The organism is Ornithinibacillus halophilus (assembly GCF_900129485.1).
In the GTDB taxonomy this organism is placed as follows: domain Bacteria; phylum Bacillota; class Bacilli; order Bacillales; family Amphibacillaceae; genus Ornithinibacillus; species Ornithinibacillus halophilus.
In genome coordinates, this window is sequence record NZ_FQVW01000011.1 from 54,039 (window position 1) to 72,118 (window position 18,080).

Genomic DNA, 18,080 nt, shown 5'->3' on the forward strand with positions numbered 1-18,080 from the left:
GGCTTTTGAAGTAACTGTTATCCCCTTCTTGCATTTTCTTATCATGGTTAGATGAATCTTTTTATTGGTATTTCTGCAAAATCTCATCCATTTTTTGTTTCACCAACGGATATAAGTTTTGCTTAGCATCAACCGTTGAATTTCCACCAAAGAATCCAGTACCGGGACAACTTTTTACCTCGTAGCTTTTTCCTTCATCAAGTAACCTCTCACCCGTCTTATACCGCCACCAATGATGATAGGTGATTGTATCAATGGAAGGGGTTAATCCAAATTTGACCGATAGAAGTGCTGTAATATAGATAATTGTTTCTTTTTGTTCCTTTGTCATGGTGTCGTGTCCTACATCAAAATTACCTAAGTTCTCAATGGTTAGGCCGTTTGCATTCGCTAATGGCCCGATGGTACCTTCGGGGGCAACATCAAATGGACGGGAAACGGCTATTTTTCCGTCCGGGAATGTTGTAATATTTTGTGCGATATTGCTCCAACCCATTTCTTTTTTATGATGTCTTTCCATTCCCTTTAAAATTTGAAAGTGATTGGAACCATTAAAATGTTTATAGGAAGGAGCCCAAGTATGGTGATGCTGTATTAATTTTATTTCTCGTTTAAATTCTTGGTGAAACAACCAATCTTTAAACTCCTCCTTTGACATGACAATATGTTGCCCATCTCGTGGTAATTTTTTTGGAACAACGTGTAGCAACTGACCTGGAATTACACTTTCAGAAGAGAGCCCATTAGTAGTTTTAATTTTCTCAACGGTTGAATGGTATGCTTGAGCAATTTCTTGAATGGAATCACCAGCCTGAACCTCATATAATATTGGAATTTTAATTTTTTGTCCGACCACTAATTCCTCAGATTGCAGCCCGTTTATGTGTAATAATTCTTCGACTGATATATTAAACTCCTCGGCAATAGAAGGTAGTGTATCCGTAGAACTTACTTCATATATATTGTCTGCTGCGGAAACTGACAGAGTATGGGATAACAAGAAGAATCCAAGTAAAATTGCTGTTTTTAATGTTTTCATGATGCATTTCCTTTCAGAAGTATTCATTTATAGTTTTATGTTTCTGCTTATAATTATTCTAATGGTATTGTATTTGGAGAATACAATGGAATATTGAGATGAAAACTACAAGAAAATTGGAGTAATGAATTCCTTTTGAGATTTTATTTAACTTGCAACTTGTGGTTGCGCCTTGATGCGCCTAAAGGTAGCTTTACTTTTACTATTCAAATGTTTCATACTAGAAGTGTATAGAAGGGCGGTAATATAGATGGATTTTAGTGAACGATTAAAAAGAGAAAGGGAAAAACAAGGGTGGTCACAAACAGAACTTGCCGAAAAAATTCATGTCAGTCGTCAGTCTGTTTCAAAGTGGGAAACAGGTAAAAACTTTCCAAATATTGAAGTGATTATCCACTTAAGTGATTTATTTGGTATTACCATAGATGAGCTATTAAGAAGTGACGAAGAACTTAAAGAGAAAGTAATAGAAGATAGTAAGCAATTAGCATATCCAAAATGGAAAGTCTTTTTCGATAGTGTATTTTTATTAGGTGTCTTTCTGTTAGTTTTAAAATTAATTATTCTGGGTCTGAATTTTCTTTTGGGAGCAAACATGACGATTTTAGATGGTATTCCCAAAGTGGTAACCAATTTTCTACCATTAGTTTTAATGATAATTGGAGGAATTGGAAGTGATCAGCTAAAAGATAAATATGTATAAGTAGTAGGGGAAATATCCTCTGCTACTTTTTTTATAAGTTGATTTCCAAAGTAATATAATTGTCGAAATATGGCAATATTATCATTTAAGAGCTACGATGATGACAATAACAGGAGTTGGTCTAATGATTAAAAGAGTAAAGATGCTAGGAATCCTGTGTTTGGTATTTCTAAGTGTTGCCGCTTGTTCAACTAATAACATAATTGGAAATCCACCAGACTCTAAGGTTCAAGCAACAGAAGAAAATATGCTAGCTATTAGTAGAGTTATTATTAATAACATCGGTCATATTTATTCTGTGGAATCAGAAGAAGAGGCAAGGAAAATTATAGAAAGAAATATAATTAATGATGGGGTATATTATCGTGGGTTTTTAGAATTCTTTGATGAAGATCAAGGTAAATATGAGGATGTTTCGGTAGAATTAACCAATGAATCGGTGGAAAATTTAAACCCAGATAATGAAAGAACCATTGGAACAATTCTTTACAAATTTGATTTAAAAGTAAGTGGGATAAGACAAGATGGTTCAACTGAGTTGATTGGTGAAGAAGAAGATTTAATGATACAAGTAGCTAGTTACGAGGGACATTTCCGATTAATTGAAATACGACGTCAGTAGGGTAAAAGGGTCAGTGAGCCCCCGATTTATTACAAGTTAATGATTCGGGGGCTCCTTTAATAAAAAATAACTAGTTTTCTACTAAACTATGTTATTTTAATATATATACCATCAAAGGGAGAATTATAGATGACCCATAGGAGCAAACTGAGAAAACGAGTATATTTTATTCTATTATTATTGATTGTAATGATGTTATTGGTGGCATGTGCAGAAAATAACAAGACATTTCATGACCATAAACAAATTATATCGAAAGTGCAACTGAAATCAGACATTCCCCTTAAAGACGCAATTGTCGTTAAGGAAAATAATATGCTAAGTATAGATAGTGAAGCATTCATTAATGTATCTGTTGCTTCCCTCTGGACTGAACCAGATTCGAATCGACCAATTGATGTACCTTCTACTACGAACCCAGTAGATATGCGGAAATGGTCGAATAGTATGTCCATTAAGGAAAAGGATTGGTTAATTGGAGAATTGCAAACACAAGCTTTATTAGGGGATGTTGTTACGATCCTAGAAAAAAGAGGAGACTGGGCTAGAATAGCTGTGCATGATCAACCCACTCCAAAAAATGAACTTGGTTATGACGCTTGGCTACCATTAGCCCAATTAATCTATCATTCTGGATTTGAAAAACTAGTAAATAATAATTCTAAGGCAGTAGTCAATACTCCGACGGCATTTCTTTATAATGATAGAAATATGGAAGATGCTTATATCGAAATCAGTTACAACACACAGCTTCCGGTTATTGAGCAATTACAAAATGCAGTACGTGTAGGAACCCCGGGTGATGGCGATAAATGGCTAGCTATCGATAACGTCAAAATTTACTCTACAGAAGAAGACATTGTTATGCCATCGGGCAATGATTTAGTCCAAGCTGGTGAGCAGTTTTTGGGGTTGCCATATTTATGGGCTGGAACTTCCGGGTTTGGATTTGATTGTTCTGGATTTACTTATAGCCTTTACAATAATCATGGGATTATTATTCCACGTGACTCTTCAGTGCAGGCTACTCATGGAACAGCTGTTCAAAAAGATGAACTACAAAAAGGAGATTTACTTTTCTTTGCTAATGAAAATGGAAAAGGTTTTATCCATCATGTTGGAATGTACATAGGAAATGGAAAAATGATTCATGCCCCTAATAATACGAAACCCATAGAGATTATAAACGTATTTGAATCATCATATTGGTCGTCAGAATATGCGGGTGCAAGAAGATATATAGATTAAGAGAATTAAGAGTCATCTTACCGAATTAATTTGATTGCAAATAAAGGAATTTCACTCTTTTTTACCGAAGTATATATTAAAATCTATTACAAGAGGATTAAAAAGGGAATAAGAAAGGCATTACTGTAAATAAAAGAATTTAGGGGTGACTTTAATGAAAAATTCTACGAAAAGTGTAGTTGAGAAACTTAATTTTAAAAAATATCAAACTAGATTAATCATGCAAAAACCGGAAGATGTAAATGATTTTGATTCGGTTGATTATGATAAAGAGATTAAGAACGACCAATATGATCTTGTATTTATTTTTATATATACAATAGAAGAATTCAATCATTATGTAAAAGAAGCGGTCGATAAAAACCTCATTAAAGATAATGGTTATCTCTACTTTGCGTATCCTAAAAAAGGGAATCCTAAGTATGAACAGTATATTGAGCGTGACGAGCTTTATAATGAAAAACATTATAATGAAGAAGGCTACATACCAAATAGTAATTTGAAATTTTCTAGAATGGTTAGCTTAAATGACGTATTTACTATTGTGGGAATGAAAGCCACAAAGCCAAAGAATACAACCACCAAAAAAGCGAGTCAGCGTGTGGATGACTATGTAGAGAAAGTCGAGGATATTAGAAACTATTTACAAAAGAATGATGCGTTATTAACGTTTTATAATGAACTAACCCCTGGTTATCAAAAAGATTGGGCGCGTTTTGTCTTTAGTGCTAAAAGAGAGGCAACACGTGAGAAACGTCTAGTACAAATGGAAGAAGTACTTGGAAAAGGATATAAATCAATGGATCTTTATCGACAGCAAAGAAATTAAATTGGTGCCTGTCACTTGTCGAATTTTCGACAAGTGACAGGCACCTCTCTCTATTTCTTCCGTGTTATGAACTGCCATTTCCTTAATAGTTCTTTGTACTTCGGTATTTTTTTATAATCATCTGGTTCTTCAACGGGGTCATCCATTCCATTCACAATTAGAGTCACTTTAAAATGGTGACCTGGTTCATCAATATAATAAGCCCCTATTTTAAAAATATCTGCTTTTGAGAAAAGGTCATGTAGCCGTATATTCATTTGGCGAAACGATTCCATATCAACTTCTTTTGAGTAGCCAAAGTTAATGATAAGTTGTTTCCCGTCTGTGAAATCTTCTGGCAAATACGGGGTAGAGATCAAATATTTTAAAGGTTCATCAAAGGAATCCACTTCTACAGTGTGGATAAATAATGAACCACTATTCCTCTTAATGAACGTTTCAATATCTCGATAATCAATATTCATTTCACCGGTGTTATCAATAATATCACGTAACGAATCAGCAGTATAATCTTCAATGGCATTAAACGTTTGGTGTGCATCCTTTATTGATGTACGGCTATCAATGGTTTCTAGTAGACGGTCACTATTAAAATAAATGACAGCATCACAAATTTCTTTCATACGGAAATATTGTGTAGTTGCTATTTGATACCTCTTCTTCCCTTCAAACCGGAAAGGAAAACGAAATAACCCTATTAACAAGGTCTTTTTTTCCTTTAAATTTGAGAGGTTGGTTACTAACTCTTCTGTCTCACTAGCATTTCCACCAATAAACCGATAAAAATGAAGATTATCTGAGTTCAACTTTTCCTCTAGAGGCTTGTCCGTATCATATGTATTTTGATAAATTCCAACAGGTGCACCCATGATTCATACTCCTAACGTCAGCTTTTCATTCATTATATAGAATATATTATGGATATGTTGTCGTATTGTGTTAAAAATTTCAACTAGTTTTGTAGAATAGGTAGAATTTTACATTAATGATGATAAATGTCACAACATGCCAATACTACCAGAGGTATAATGACGAACTAAAGGAGGAATTTACATGCAATTAGAAATTGAGTCAAATCGAATTGAGGATTTTCTTCTAGATTCAGAGGTTATTAATTATTCCCATCCATTAGTTCAACAAAAAATAAATAGTAAAAACACAGAGCACTAAACAATTACAAGTAGAAGCAGCTTTTTACTTTGTGAGAGATGAAATAAGTCATTCCTTTGATAGAAATAGTTCAGTTGTCACGATATCTGCCTCTGAAACCATGAAAGAGAAGGACGGTATATGCTTTGCGAAAGCTCACCTGCTTGCTGCCTTATTAAGGGGTATGGGAATACCGACGGGGTTTTGTTATCAACGCGTTACAAGAAAAGGAACTCCAGAATCTGGTTATGCATTGCATGGTTTAAATGCTGTTTATTTGGATGGCAAATGGATTCGTCTCGATCCACGTGGTAACAAACCAGGGATTGCATCTGAATTCAGTGTTACCAACGAAAAGTTAGCATATCCCATCCGAGAAGAACTTGATGAAGTGGACTATCCCTATGTGTATAGTGCACCGTTAAAGAATGTGATTGCTGCAATGCTTCAATCTGAAAACTGCCAAGCCTTATTTTATAATCGACCAAGTAGAATAGAAAGATAGTCATATTTATCTGAACCTCCTTACAAAAATTACAAATTCCAATGAAGCTATTTCCTAAGGGAAAGGCTTTTTCTTTTTGTAAAAATTTACCTAGATAACTATATTACTAGATTGTACAAGTAGTATGAAAAGTTGTCGGAATTATGGAACATATACCAGCATAGTATATAGAAATACCGCGTCCTATGGAGGGAATACAATGGATATTCTAAACAAAGTGAAGAGCTACAGGGAAGAAGAGCGACGCTTAAAGTGGCAAGGAACGTTCGCGGAGTATTTAGAAATTGTTAAAGAAAGGCCAGAAGTAGCTCAAACTGCGCACTCTCGTGTATATAATATGATAAAAGCGTCTGGTATTAGTGAACGAGATGGAAGAAAAATGTATCACTTTTTTGGTGAAGAGATTTTCGGTTTAGAAGATGCAATTGAGAAGTTGGTTGAGGAATATTTCCACCCTGCAGCCAAACGATTGGATGTCCGTAAACGTATTTTGTTATTAATGGGGCCTGTCAGTGGTGGTAAATCAACGATTGTGACGATGCTCAAACGAGGATTGGAACAGTATTCTAGGACGGATGAAGGTGCAGTTTATGCGATTAAAGGCTGTCCGATGCATGAAGACCCCTTACATTTAATTCCGAATCATTTGCGTGATGAATTTTACCAAGAATATGGAATTCGAATAGAAGGTAGTTTATCTCCATTAAATACGATGCGACTGGAAAAAGAATATAATGGTCAGATTGAAAATGTAATAGTAGAACGAATTTTACTTTCTGAGGATAAACGAGTTGGGATTGGTACCTTTAGTCCATCCGACCCTAAATCACAAGATATTGCAGATTTAACAGGAAGTATTGATTTCTCAACAATCGCAGAATATGGTTCAGAATCAGACCCAAGAGCATATCGTTTTGATGGAGAATTGAATAAGGCGAACCGAGGAATGATGGAATTCCAAGAAATGCTCAAATGTGATGAGAAGTTTTTATGGCACCTGTTGTCATTAACTCAGGAAGGTAATTTTAAAGCTGGCCGATTTGCTCTTATTTCAGCTGATGAATTAATTGTAGCCCACACGAACGAAGCAGAATACCGCTCCTTTATTTCAAATAAGAAAAACGAAGCATTGCATTCTAGAATTATTGTGATGCCAATTCCTTATAATCTAAGAGTAAGTGAAGAAGAACGTATCTATGAAAAGATGATTAAAGAAAGTGATATGGCCCATGTCCATATTGCTCCACATGCTTTACGAGTAGCTGCTATATTTTCTATTTTAACTCGTTTAGAAGATTCCAAGAAACAAGGCGTTGATTTGGTTAAAAAGATGAGATTGTATGATGGTGATAGTGTGGAAGGATTTAATCAAATTGATGTAGAAGAATTGAAAAAGGAATTCGCTGATGAAGGCATGAATGGTATTGATCCACGTTATGTAATTAACCGAATTTCTTCAACCATTATTAGAAAAGAAGTACCTTCGATCAACGCATTAGATGTCTTAAGGTCATTAAAAGATGGTTTAGACCAACATGCTTCTATTTCTCAAGAAGATAAAGAAAGGTACATGAACTTTATATCAATTGCAAGAAGAGAATATGATGAAATAGCGAAAAAGGAAGTACAAAAGGCCTTCGTGTATTCCTACGAGGAGTCAGCTAAATCTCTGATGGATAACTATTTAGATAATGTGGAAGCATTCTGTAATAAAAACAAAATTAGGGACCCATTAACTGGTGAAGAAATGAATCCAGATGAGAAATTAATGCGTTCCATTGAAGAGCAGATTGGCATATCCGAAAATGCTAAAAAGGCATTTCGTGAAGAGATATTAATCCGAATATCTGCATATGCACGTAAAGGGAAGAAATTCGATTATAATTCTCATGAACGTCTGCGAGAAGCAATACAGAAAAAACTATTTGCTGACTTGAAGGATGTAGTAAAAATTACGACCACTTCCAAAACACCAGACGAATCACAGCTTAAAAAGATTAATGAAGTTATTGCTAGATTAATTGATGAGTATGGCTATAATTCTGTATCAGCAAATGAGTTACTGCGCTATGTAGGAAGCCTGTTGAATCGATAAGGTGAATATTAAACAAGACTAACGACTGTTGGTCTTGTTTTTTTCACCATTTGATTATGGGTTAACTTCAGCCGGAGTTCCTGAAGTTTCTGTAGAGATCCCCAGGAGAAGTGGAGTTCCCGAAGATATACGGAAAGTTGCTGAAGTTGGTGCAGAAGTCCCGGAAGGTTTAGTAAAAGTTGCCGAAGTCCCCGAAGATTCAGCAAAAGTTCCCGGAGCTAAAGCAGCAGTTCCAAACGAGCCAGCACAAACCCGAAATAACCAAGATACAGAGGTCCCTTAAAGATAAAGCAGTGCTGTCTCACATGCTCATTTTTCAATAATTGGGTTCTCTACTGTGTAATATTATGTACCCGAGTGCATATGATAAATAAACTATCACTTTACTACTTTACTGTAACAAAACATAACAAGTAGTATTGGGTAGGAAACTATAGGAGGGTAATATATGGAAGAGCAAAGTAAGAACTTTGTCGTTTCAAGGGAAGATTGGTCCCTCCATCGCAAAGGCTTTCAGGATCAACAACGTCATATGGATAAAGTAAAGGAAGCCATTAAAAATAATTTACCAGATTTAGTTAGTGAAGAAAATATTATTATGTCTAATGGACGTGATGTTGTTAAAATACCGATTCGCTCTTTGGATGAGTACAAAATTCGCTACAATCACAACAAATCAAAACATGTTGGCCAAGGTGATGGGGATAGTCAAGTTGGTGATGTAGTTGCACGTGATGCGAATAGTAAAGGTAAAAAAGGTCCTGGTCAAGGGAAAAAAGCAGGAGATCAACCTGGTCAGGATTATTATGAAGCAGAGGTTTCTATTGAAGAGTTAGAAGAAGCGTTATTTAATGAGATGGAACTGCCTAACCTAAAGGAAAAGGAACAGGAGCAAATCACCATTGAAAAAGTAGAATTCAATGATGTTCGAAAAAAAGGCTTAATGGGAAATATTGATAAAAAACGAACGATTTTAACGGCTCTTAAACGAAATGCGACAGAAGGTAAGGCGGAGATTTCCCCAATATATAATGATGATCTTCGTTTTAAAACGTGGAATGAGATTATAAAACCTGAATCCAAGGCAGTTGTATTGGCGATGATGGATACCAGTGCATCCATGGGTACTTTTGAGAAGTATATGGCGAGAAGCTTTTTCTTCTGGATGACTCGCTTTTTACGCACAAAATATGAAAAAGTGGAAATTGCTTTTATTGCCCATCATACCGAGGCGAAAGTTGTTTCAGAAGACAATTTCTTTAATAAAGGAGAAAGTGGAGGAACGATTTGTTCATCAGCATATGATAAAGCATTAGAACTTATTGATGGTCAATACCATCCTAGTCGCTTTAATATTTATCCATTCCATTTTTCCGATGGAGAGAATATAACGTCTGATAATCCAAAATGTATTGAGTTAGTTAATCAAATTATGGATGTTTCAAATATGTTTGGATATGCAGAAGTGAACATGTATAACCGTCCATCAACGCTCATGAGAGCATATAAAACCATTGAAAATGAAAAATTTCGCCATTATATATTAAAAGAAAAGCAAGATGTTTATCATTCATTAAAGAGCTTTTTCCATAAGGAAGAGGCAGTTGTTTAGCAGAATAGTTAGGGTACCAGTTGCTTGATGCAATTGGTACCTCCTATTTAGAGGTAAGAAAGTTATATTTAGTTATACCACTGTGTTTCTAATTGTGGTCCTTTATCAAATGTATAATCTCAACGCCCGAATGAAGCAAAAAAAGAATCAAACGGTAACTAATAAGTGAAGAAATGTTATTTAAATAAAATAAATAGAGTACAATGTAAATGTTCTCTTAAGAATATGGTTCATTTTCGTACCAGATCTTTTTGTTGATGCCATTTAAGGGGTATTTTCAATATCATCTTTTTTTCTCTTCTTCTCAATAAGAACCCAAGCGTAGTAAAATACCCAAAATATTAATACTACTATAAAGGCATAGTATCTTTGTTCGATAGGAAGAAAGGCTATTAAAAAGATTCCTATCAGTAAAAATGGTGGCGTAAGTATTGCATACTTTTTCCAGTGCATAATGCTCACACTCCCTTATATATCTATATTTTACTACATAGTTACAATATATTTCTATTCTAACGGGTAAAAATACATTTTTTAGAGACATTATAATTTAAATTAATTGTATACTATGGTAAAGATTTGGCTTCTATGAATTTATAATTAATAGTATGTTCTGTATGTTTCATTCCATAGACTAGTATTTTCTCCTTTATATACAGGATATGTAATCATATTCCATTCCTTAGCGGTATAACTATAAACAGTACTACCATAATGTGGGCCACTAATGACAATAAAATTAACACCTTTTCCAGCAAATGCTAAATCCCGAACTTCTGTAGCTGCTCGACTTAGATTTATTGAGCTAAGTGCACTACCTACGGCTACGAATGGCCCTATATAAGGGATAAATCCTCCTACTAAATATGAAAGTGCTTCACTAGATGATTGTTCTATCTCTTTTGAAAACTCATACTGAATCAGGTGTCATAAAGAATTTTTCAATTGTCATCCTTGCTCTTGCTGTTCCGTTAGTACCTTTGACATATTATAGATAATAGTAGCGAGAATGTGAATCTCTTATCAAAGTTAATGCTGATTTTATATCTATTCCTAAAATAAGCGCAAAGAAAAATAGAGCAGGACCGGGCGTATTTGCCCGGTTTTTATTACTATCAAATGAAACTCACCCCTAATGAGTTAGCTCTATTTTATATACGCCTCGATCAGTACTGATTAAAAATTTTTCCCCATCAAACTCATATAATGAATCGTCTTGTAATGGGATTTCATACATAGAAGATGGTAGGTCTGTCATGCTGTTAGTTGTAGTAGGGATATTGCCATCCCCGTGTAAATGTAAGGAGTGCATTGGCACATAATCATCGATCCGACGAGTATTACTTTCATAAGAGATATTCTCTAGGCTTAAGACGGTTTCATCGATATCGTCCAACTCATGTTTTGTAACTTTTATGTTTTTTCCATTCCATTGTTGTAGTAAGTCATTAAATTGTTCAATTGATAAAAATTGCTGGTCCATATGATCCCTCCTATCGTTAGGTTATCCTCTCAAAAAGCAATCATACAAGTGAATAAAAAATGTACCCACTAATTAATTGACATGAACATATCAATATGATATTTAAAATATAGACATTAGCACTTGGAGTCTTAGAGTGCTAAACTATGTACAAGTCCTATTACAATACTAATTCTGTAAAGGAGAGGATTACATGACTACAAAAGAATTTAAAGCAGAATCCAAGAGATTATTGGAGTTAATGATTAACTCGATTTACTCACAACGAGAGGTATTTTTACGAGAGTTAATTTCGAATTCAAGTGACGCAATCGATAAGCTTTATTACAGAGCACTAACGGATGACAATATTAGCTTCAATAAAGATGATTATTATATAAAAATTGAGGCTGACAAAGAAAATAGAACCTTATCTATAATCGATACAGGTATCGGAATGACTCAAGAAGAATTAGAGAACAACTTAGGAACAATTGCTAAGAGTGGATCTTTAGCGTTTAAAAATGAAAATGAAATTAAAGATGGCCATGATATCATTGGTCAGTTTGGTGTTGGTTTCTATGCTGCATTTATGGTTGCAGACGTTGTAACTGTTATAAGTAAATCGATTGATAGTGATCAAGCCTATAAATGGGAATCACAAGGAACAGAAGGGTATACAATTGAACCTACTTCCAAAGATACAGTTGGTACCGTGATTACTTTACAACTTAAAGAAAACAACGACGATGAAAATTATGATGAATTTCTAGAAGAATATCGCTTAAAAGAAATTGTTCGTAAATATTCCGATTTTATTCGCTACCCAATTAAAATGGATGTGACAGAAAGTAAGTTAAAAGAAGGCTCTGAAGATGAGTATGAAGAATATGTGGAAGAACAGACCGTTAACAGCATGGTTCCGATATGGAAAAAGAATAAAAGTGAGTTAACGGATGAAGATTATGAGAACTTCTATCAGGAAAAACGTTTTGGATTCGACAAGCCTTTAAAACATATTCATTTAAGTGTAGATGGTACCATTCGCTATAACGCTATTTTATATATTCCAGAAAATCGACCATTTGATTATTATTCTCAAGACTACGAAAAAGGCCTTGAATTATATTCCAACGGTGTCTTAATAATGGAAAAATGCGCAGACTTAGTGCCTGATCATTTTAGTTTTGTTAAAGGATTAGTCGATTCTGAAGATTTATCATTAAATATCTCGAGGGAAATGCTTCAGCATGATCGCCAATTAAAGCTGATCGAAAAGAACATCAATAAGAAAATTAAGAGTCAGCTTCTAAGCCTGCAACGAGAAGACCGTGATAAATATGAGAAGTTCTATGATGCTTTTGGAAGACAATTGAAATTCGGTGTTTACAATGAATTTGGTGCAAACAAAGATGTGTTAAAAGATTTATTAATGTTCTATTCATCAAAAGAGAAGAAATTAGTTACACTTGATGAGTATGTTTCCAGAATGCCTGAGGATCAAAAATACATCTACTATGCTACTGGTGATTCATACGACAAAATTGAAAAACTACCACAAACTGAATTAGTAGCTGATAAAGGGTATGAAATTTTATATTTTACAGAGGAAATTGATGAATTTGCGATCCGTATGCTCGTGAATTACAAAGAAAAAGAGTTCAAATCTGTTTCTAGTGGTGATTTAGGAATTGATGAAGAAGAAAGTAAAGAAACAGAAACAAAACAGGAAGAAAACAAAGATTTATTTGAACATATGAAAAAGGTATTAGAGAATAAAGTTAAAGATGTTCGTGTTTCTAAACGATTAAAGACCCATCCAGTTTGCTTATCAGCAGATGGTGAGATCTCTATTGAGATGGAGAAGGTAATTAACGCAATGCCAGATAATCAAAATATAAAAGCAGACAAAGTGTTAGAAATTAATACGGACCATGAGATGTTCCAGGCATTGCAAAAAGCATTCGAGAATGATAAATCAAAACTAGATTTGTATACAAATATTTTATATAACCAAGCTTTACTTATAGAAGGATTACCAGTGGAAGACCCAGTAGAGTTTACCAATAATATGTGTAAAGTAATGGTGTAAATACTTTTGGGGAAGCAAAGTTTTTTGCTTCTCCTTTTTGAATTGTATTTGACAAAATAGTGGGAGCTCTGAGCTTTTCTTATAACATTAGTTCATCATCTGTTCTTTTCCATCATAAGATATAAAAAGCAATTGTGGAGGGGTCTTACTTGATGGAAATGCAAAATAGGGAACTTGTCCGCGCGATTGATGAGATAACAGAAATAGCTACTGAATTTGGACTTGATTTTTATCCAATGCGTTATGAAATTTGCCCAGCTGATATTATTTACACATTTGGTGCTTACGGGATGCCTACTAGGTTCTCACACTGGAGTTTTGGAAAACAATTTCATCGAATGAAGCTTCAATATGATTTAGGCTTGAGTCAGATTTATGAATTAGTGATCAATTCTGATCCGTGCTACGCCTTTTTGTTAGATACCAATAGCTTAATTCAAAATAAACTTATTATTGCTCACGTCCTGGCACATTGTGATTTCTTCAAAAATAATGTGCGTTTTTCAAACACTCGACGAGATATGGTAGAGAGTATGACAGCTACTGCGGAACGAATTGCAGAATACGAAATGATTCATGGAAAAGATGAAGTAGAAAAATTCTTAGACGCCATAATGTCCATCCAAGAACATATTGACCCATCAATTGTACGGCCCAAGTTACCTGCGTACGTTTGGGATGAGGAAGAAGAGGAAAAGGAACCGATAAGGTCCGAATATGATGACCTATGGAATTTAGAACAAGACAGCAAAAAGAAGGAACCTCTTAAAAAGAAAAGAAAATTCCCACCAAGACCTGAAAAAGACCTGTTATTATTTATCCAAGAATACAGTCGTGAATTAGAAGACTGGCAACGTGATATTTTAACGATGATGCGAGAAGAGATGCTATACTTCTGGCCACAGCTTGAAACCAAAATCATGAACGAAGGCTGGGCTTCGTATTGGCATCAACGTATCCTCCGGGAAATGGACTTGTCGACAGAAGAAACGATTGAATTTGCTAAACTGAATGCTAGTGTTGTGCAGCCGTCAAAGCAACAAATCAACCCATATTACCTTGGATTGAAAATCTTTGAAGACATCGAAGAACGGTACAACAACCCAACTGATGAGATGAAAGAACGTGGTGTGGAGCCAGGTTCCGGTAGAGAAAAGATCTTTGAAGTACGCGAGATTGAATCCGATATTTCTTTTATTCGCAACTACCTAACAAAGAATCTCGTCCAGCAAGAAGATATGTACTTGTTTGAAAAACAGGGCGAGTATTACCGTATTACAGATAAAGACTATGAAAATGTTAGAGACCAACTAGTTTCTATGCGTGTGAATGGTGGATTTCCATATATCACGGTAGAGAATGGCGATTACATGCGGAATGGTGAGTTGTATTTAGTGCATAGTTATGAAGGAACAGAACTTGATCTTAAGTATTTAGAAAATGTGTTGCCTTATATTTACCAGCTGTGGGGTAGGAAAGTATATATGGAGACGGTTGTGGATGATAAAGAGGTTGTGTATTCGTATAATGGGGATAAGGTTTATCGAAGGTTGTTGTAGTATATATATCTGTTATATTGATAGGAGCTTGAGCAAATTACTCAAGTTCCTATTGTTGTTGGTAGTAGTTGTTATACTTCTTTAATAGTAATATAATAAGTGTACCTATTAACTGGAAAGGAGATTTAACAATGGCTATCAGTAATGATGAGTTGTACAAAATGTTAAAAAGTCTTCCAGAAGATGCAAAAAAGTCAGCATTTGACTATATAAAATATTTACACTTAAGTCATTAGCGCCCTGACTGGGATGAAATTATGAATCTAGAACCCGAGGACATTCCTTTAAGCGCAGAAGAAGAAAATCAACTTAAGAAAACTTTAGAGTTTGTATCGTGGGAGGATGCAAGCGATGAGCTTAACCTATAAACTGACATTAAGTGAGTCCATTAAGTTCTTGAAAAAACTAATTCTTTTAACACTTTTCATTAAATGCTTTTTAGAAAATATGTGGTTCGATTATATTCATTGAAAATTCCTCCTGTAAATTTATAGGCATTTTTTACAGGAAAACCACTAAGTTCAACATCTCCATAATCGAGTCCCATTATCAAAATTTCCTAACCAAAGATATATCCTTATAGAACTTAACCTTATTCAATTCTAATAACTCTGTTTTAGATGAGTTCTTCCTCCACTACACAGCTAATTTAAGTGTGTTCACAATTCCTATAATCACACCTACTATATTGTTCCGGTGGTTTAGTGAATCATTTTAATGTTTATATTATTTAATTACTCTTTTGAAATGTAATCCATGTCGGACTTGGAGCAAATGGGAAATGGTTTAAAACTTCCATAGCATATTCATCAGTTGTATCAAACTCTCCCATTATAAAATGGAAATTATGTTTATTTGCATATTCTATTTGGTTCAGAACCAATTGAGGAATCAGCTGTTTATGTTCTTTATCGATAGCTCCAACCCACCCCAAGTCCAAGGAGTCACTTTTATCTGATTCATGAAGGAAAGCGTAAGCCATTATATTATTTTCGTTCTCGTCTACGTAAATGTAACTCCCATTTTGAACTACGTCATCGAGAATCAATTCTTGCCACTTATCTAAATTAATATCTGCAACTGGATTTACTAGATGTGTTTGTTCATAGATCCTTTTTACTAAGAGAGTCAATTCTTCCATAAACATCTCATCAGATAATACTTCTTCTAAGGTTTTAATTTGATAATTGTTTCTAATATTAAGGTTATATTCTCCAAGGTTTGATACCTCTAGTGTAGGTAGATAAGTTCTTCTAATCTCTTTAAACCCATTATTTGTGTATATATTTATTAAGTTGTTCGAAGTTTCCCAAGCTGAAGTTTGTAAGGGGAAGTCCTCTGGTTTCAGTTCTTTAACCTTTGATAACAATTGCTCTTCAATATTAAGTGAATTATAAAGGGGGTTACCCAAAATTCGAAAGTAAGTACAATACGGATGAAAACTGCTCTTCCAAGAAGCCAAAATACCAACTAATTTATCATCTATTATGGCAGAGTATGCAAATTTTAGCCGAGCTGAGTTGACAATATGTAACAATACATCATCCTCAGAACATAACTTTAACAATTGCATAAGTTGTTCTTCATCTTTACTTCCATAACTGTTTATTTTAATTTGCATTACTTTACCTCCAGTAATATTTTTCTTCACAAATACCTATTTATTATATCATATTTGCCATTAAATTCTTAAAGTGCACACAATTTACTGAAGAATTAATATAAATAATTGCGTTAATATTTTGACAATGGGATTTGAAAAATTCTTGTATTGATAAGGGATGTAGCTTACTTATAATATCCAAAAGGTGGTAAGTATTAGGTAATTGATGCTACATGTGATTTGACCTCAAATACTTAGAAAATGTGTTGCCTTATATTTATCAACTGTGGGGTCGGAAAGTATATATGGAGACGGTTTTGGATGATAAGGAAGTGGTGTATTCCTATAATGGGGATAAGGTTTATCGGAGGTTGTTATGATATTGTATGATGTAAGTAATGAAGGCAGGCAAAAAGTCTGCTTCTTTTTTTGTGAATATAAAAGGATACTTGAGCTTGAAATATGAAGTAATAAGAAAATCACACCAAAAGTTAATTATCTTTATTTTTTAGAATGATTTTCAAGTTTAATGTAGAATTAATAAATATATACCCAAAATGTTATACACCTAGTTATAAAATTAAAAAGAGGTGTCAAAATTGAACAGGGAAGAACTAGTAAATTTAATTAGGGACATACAATCTTTCAAAAGTGAGTTTGACCATGTTGAACTTAAGGCGGGACATATAGGTGCCCCCAAAGATTCGTGATACATTATCTTCTTTCAGTAATAAGGCAGGAGGCGGCATTATCTTTCTTGGTATTGACGAAAATGAAGATTACAACATCGTTGGTGTTTATGATATTGAGGACTTACAAAAACAGATAATGAACCAGACAAAAGAAATGGAGCCAGAGGTGAGAGCAGAATTTGTTCCAATGGAGATAGATGGAAAAAATATACTTGCTGTAATTGTTCCTGAGTGTTCAGCTGACTTAAAACCCTGTTTTATAAAAACAAAAGGCATGCGAAAAGGATCATATATTCGTGTGGCAGACTCTGACGAACTAATGAATGATTATGAAATCTATAACTTAGTCGTTTCACGTGGACAGGCAAAAGAGGATAAATCTTTGGTATTAGATTCTTCTTTAGAAGACCTAGATCATGAAGCTATTAATAAATTGATTAGGAACATAAAAATTGCAAAACCAAAATTCTATAGATTGATAAAAGACATTCCGTATGAAGAAAAACTAAAGAAGTTGAATCTTGTTAATCAAGAAGGAGAAAGTCTCATCCCAACTTTAGCTGGGCTTCTCGTCTTTGGTTTGTATCCCCAGCAGTATTTTCCTTCTCTTGGAGTAACATTTTTAGTTCTGCCACATAAAGAAATGGGAATGCTTGGACCAAGAGGAGAACGTTTTTTAGATAACAAAAAAGTGGAAGGTAGTATTCCGGAAATAATTGATGAAGTAGAAACTCTTATAATGCGTAATATGAAACAAAAAACAATCATTCAAGGTTTAAGTCGATTAGACATTTGGGAGTACCCTGAAGATGCAATAAGGGAAGCAGTTAGAAACGCAGTAATTCATCGTGATTACAGTGAATTAATGCA

16 protein-coding genes are annotated in these 18,080 nt (G+C 34.3%); 11 read left to right on the plus strand and 5 right to left on the minus strand.

All coding sequences use genetic code 11. The features are described 5' to 3' along the window. Positions 1 to 61: 61 nt before the first annotated feature. A complete protein-coding gene (locus BUB12_RS06855; RefSeq protein WP_084063252.1) occupies positions 62 to 1,039 on the minus strand; it encodes a LysM peptidoglycan-binding domain-containing protein in 978 nt (325 codons plus the stop codon). 250 nt (positions 1,040 to 1,289) lie between these two features. On the opposite strand from BUB12_RS06855, the gene BUB12_RS06860 reads away from it, so the two are divergent. The 4 genes from BUB12_RS06860 to BUB12_RS06875 all read left to right on the plus strand — a co-directional run bounded on the left by BUB12_RS06860 (position 1,290) and on the right by BUB12_RS06875 (position 4,441). After that, positions 1,290 to 1,742 (plus strand): helix-turn-helix domain-containing protein, encoded by a 453-nt coding sequence (locus BUB12_RS06860; protein WP_072889413.1) that lies wholly within the window; start codon positions 1,290 to 1,292, stop codon positions 1,740 to 1,742. 124 nt (positions 1,743 to 1,866) lie between these two features. Next, on the plus strand, positions 1,867 to 2,364 hold the full coding sequence (locus BUB12_RS06865; protein WP_072889414.1) for a hypothetical protein: 498 nt from the start codon (positions 1,867 to 1,869) through the stop codon (positions 2,362 to 2,364). A 129-nt stretch (positions 2,365 to 2,493) separates the two neighbouring features. Next, positions 2,494 to 3,612, plus strand: a complete 1,119-nt coding sequence (locus BUB12_RS06870; protein WP_234982599.1) for a C40 family peptidase — start codon at positions 2,494 to 2,496, stop codon at positions 3,610 to 3,612. Positions 3,613 to 3,766: 154 nt separating this feature from the next. Then, on the plus strand, positions 3,767 to 4,441 hold the full coding sequence (locus BUB12_RS06875; RefSeq protein ID WP_072889416.1) for a YdeI/OmpD-associated family protein: 675 nt from the start codon (positions 3,767 to 3,769) through the stop codon (positions 4,439 to 4,441). A gap of 50 nt (positions 4,442 to 4,491) precedes the next feature. Here the strand turns inward: BUB12_RS06875 and BUB12_RS06880 are convergent, their stop codons facing one another. After that, positions 4,492 to 5,310 carry an FtsZ/tubulin family protein gene (locus tag BUB12_RS06880; protein ID WP_072889418.1) on the minus strand — a complete coding sequence of 273 codons (819 nt, stop codon included), beginning with the start codon at positions 5,308 to 5,310 and terminating at the stop codon, positions 4,492 to 4,494. A gap of 332 nt (positions 5,311 to 5,642) precedes the next feature. On the opposite strand from BUB12_RS06880, the gene BUB12_RS06885 reads away from it, so the two are divergent. The 4 genes from BUB12_RS06885 (at position 5,643) to yhbH (ending at position 9,802) form a co-directional block, all read left to right on the plus strand. Next, the gene (locus BUB12_RS06885) at positions 5,643 to 6,095 is read left to right on the plus strand and encodes a transglutaminase domain-containing protein (RefSeq protein ID WP_234982600.1); all 453 of its coding nucleotides are present in this window, start codon (positions 5,643 to 5,645) and stop codon (positions 6,093 to 6,095) included. A gap of 199 nt (positions 6,096 to 6,294) precedes the next feature. Beyond that, complete coding sequence (locus BUB12_RS06890; RefSeq protein WP_072889419.1) at positions 6,295 to 8,190, plus strand: PrkA family serine protein kinase; 1,896 nt, start codon at positions 6,295 to 6,297, stop codon at positions 8,188 to 8,190. A gap of 34 nt (positions 8,191 to 8,224) precedes the next feature. Continuing rightward, on the plus strand, positions 8,225 to 8,473 hold the full coding sequence (locus BUB12_RS06895) for a hypothetical protein (protein WP_072889421.1): 249 nt from the start codon (positions 8,225 to 8,227) through the stop codon (positions 8,471 to 8,473). A 165-nt stretch (positions 8,474 to 8,638) separates the two neighbouring features. Next, entirely contained in the window at positions 8,639 to 9,802 is a 1,164-nt protein-coding gene (gene yhbH / locus BUB12_RS06900) for a sporulation protein YhbH (protein ID WP_072889423.1), read from the plus strand. 264 nt (positions 9,803 to 10,066) lie between these two features. On the opposite strand, the gene BUB12_RS06905 is transcribed toward yhbH, so the two are convergent. Next, positions 10,067 to 10,255, minus strand: a complete 189-nt coding sequence (locus tag BUB12_RS06905) for a hypothetical protein (protein ID WP_084063253.1) — start codon at positions 10,253 to 10,255, stop codon at positions 10,067 to 10,069. Positions 10,256 to 10,934: 679 nt separating this feature from the next. Beyond that, the gene (locus BUB12_RS06910; RefSeq protein ID WP_072889424.1) at positions 10,935 to 11,285 is read right to left on the minus strand and encodes a protein YmzB; all 351 of its coding nucleotides are present in this window, start codon (positions 11,283 to 11,285) and stop codon (positions 10,935 to 10,937) included. 193 nt (positions 11,286 to 11,478) lie between these two features. Between BUB12_RS06910 and htpG the strand changes: the two genes are divergently transcribed. Together htpG and BUB12_RS06920 are read left to right on the plus strand one after the other, a co-directional pair. Further along, positions 11,479 to 13,356, plus strand: a complete 1,878-nt coding sequence (gene htpG / locus BUB12_RS06915; protein ID WP_072889426.1) for a molecular chaperone HtpG — start codon at positions 11,479 to 11,481, stop codon at positions 13,354 to 13,356. A 158-nt stretch (positions 13,357 to 13,514) separates the two neighbouring features. Beyond that, positions 13,515 to 14,915, plus strand: a complete 1,401-nt coding sequence (locus BUB12_RS06920; RefSeq protein WP_072889441.1) for a SpoVR family protein — start codon at positions 13,515 to 13,517, stop codon at positions 14,913 to 14,915. A gap of 730 nt (positions 14,916 to 15,645) precedes the next feature. On the opposite strand, the gene BUB12_RS06930 is transcribed toward BUB12_RS06920, so the two are convergent. Then, positions 15,646 to 16,536 carry a hypothetical protein gene (locus tag BUB12_RS06930; protein WP_072889427.1) on the minus strand — a complete coding sequence of 297 codons (891 nt, stop codon included), beginning with the start codon at positions 16,534 to 16,536 and terminating at the stop codon, positions 15,646 to 15,648. Between the two features lie 672 nt (positions 16,537 to 17,208). Here BUB12_RS06930 and BUB12_RS06935 point away from each other — a divergent pair. Beyond that, positions 17,209 to 18,080 (plus strand): AlbA family DNA-binding domain-containing protein (locus BUB12_RS06935; RefSeq protein ID WP_200801031.1); only part of this gene is annotated, 872 nt, incomplete at its 3' end.

What these genes read in the sequence shown, in the direction of transcription:
- BUB12_RS06855 (WP_084063252.1), bottom strand. Translation starts at nt 1,039, where the DNA reads ATGAAAACATTAAAAACAGCAATTTTACTTGGATTCTTCTTGTTATCC.
- BUB12_RS06860 (WP_072889413.1), top strand. Translation starts at nt 1,290, where the DNA reads ATGGATTTTAGTGAACGATTAAAAAGAGAAAGGGAAAAACAAGGGTGG.
- BUB12_RS06865 (WP_072889414.1), top strand. Translation starts at nt 1,867, where the DNA reads ATGATTAAAAGAGTAAAGATGCTAGGAATCCTGTGTTTGGTATTTCTA.
- BUB12_RS06870 (WP_234982599.1), top strand. Translation starts at nt 2,494, where the DNA reads ATGACCCATAGGAGCAAACTGAGAAAACGAGTATATTTTATTCTATTA.
- BUB12_RS06875 (WP_072889416.1), top strand. Translation starts at nt 3,767, where the DNA reads ATGAAAAATTCTACGAAAAGTGTAGTTGAGAAACTTAATTTTAAAAAA.
- BUB12_RS06880 (WP_072889418.1), bottom strand. Translation starts at nt 5,310, where the DNA reads ATGGGTGCACCTGTTGGAATTTATCAAAATACATATGATACGGACAAG.
- BUB12_RS06890 (WP_072889419.1), top strand. Translation starts at nt 6,295, where the DNA reads ATGGATATTCTAAACAAAGTGAAGAGCTACAGGGAAGAAGAGCGACGC.
- yhbH (WP_072889423.1), top strand. Translation starts at nt 8,639, where the DNA reads ATGGAAGAGCAAAGTAAGAACTTTGTCGTTTCAAGGGAAGATTGGTCC.
- BUB12_RS06905 (WP_084063253.1), bottom strand. Translation starts at nt 10,255, where the DNA reads ATGCACTGGAAAAAGTATGCAATACTTACGCCACCATTTTTACTGATA.
- BUB12_RS06910 (WP_072889424.1), bottom strand. Translation starts at nt 11,285, where the DNA reads ATGGACCAGCAATTTTTATCAATTGAACAATTTAATGACTTACTACAA.
- htpG (WP_072889426.1), top strand. Translation starts at nt 11,479, where the DNA reads ATGACTACAAAAGAATTTAAAGCAGAATCCAAGAGATTATTGGAGTTA.
- BUB12_RS06920 (WP_072889441.1), top strand. Translation starts at nt 13,515, where the DNA reads ATGCAAAATAGGGAACTTGTCCGCGCGATTGATGAGATAACAGAAATA.
- BUB12_RS06930 (WP_072889427.1), bottom strand. Translation starts at nt 16,536, where the DNA reads ATGCAAATTAAAATAAACAGTTATGGAAGTAAAGATGAAGAACAACTT.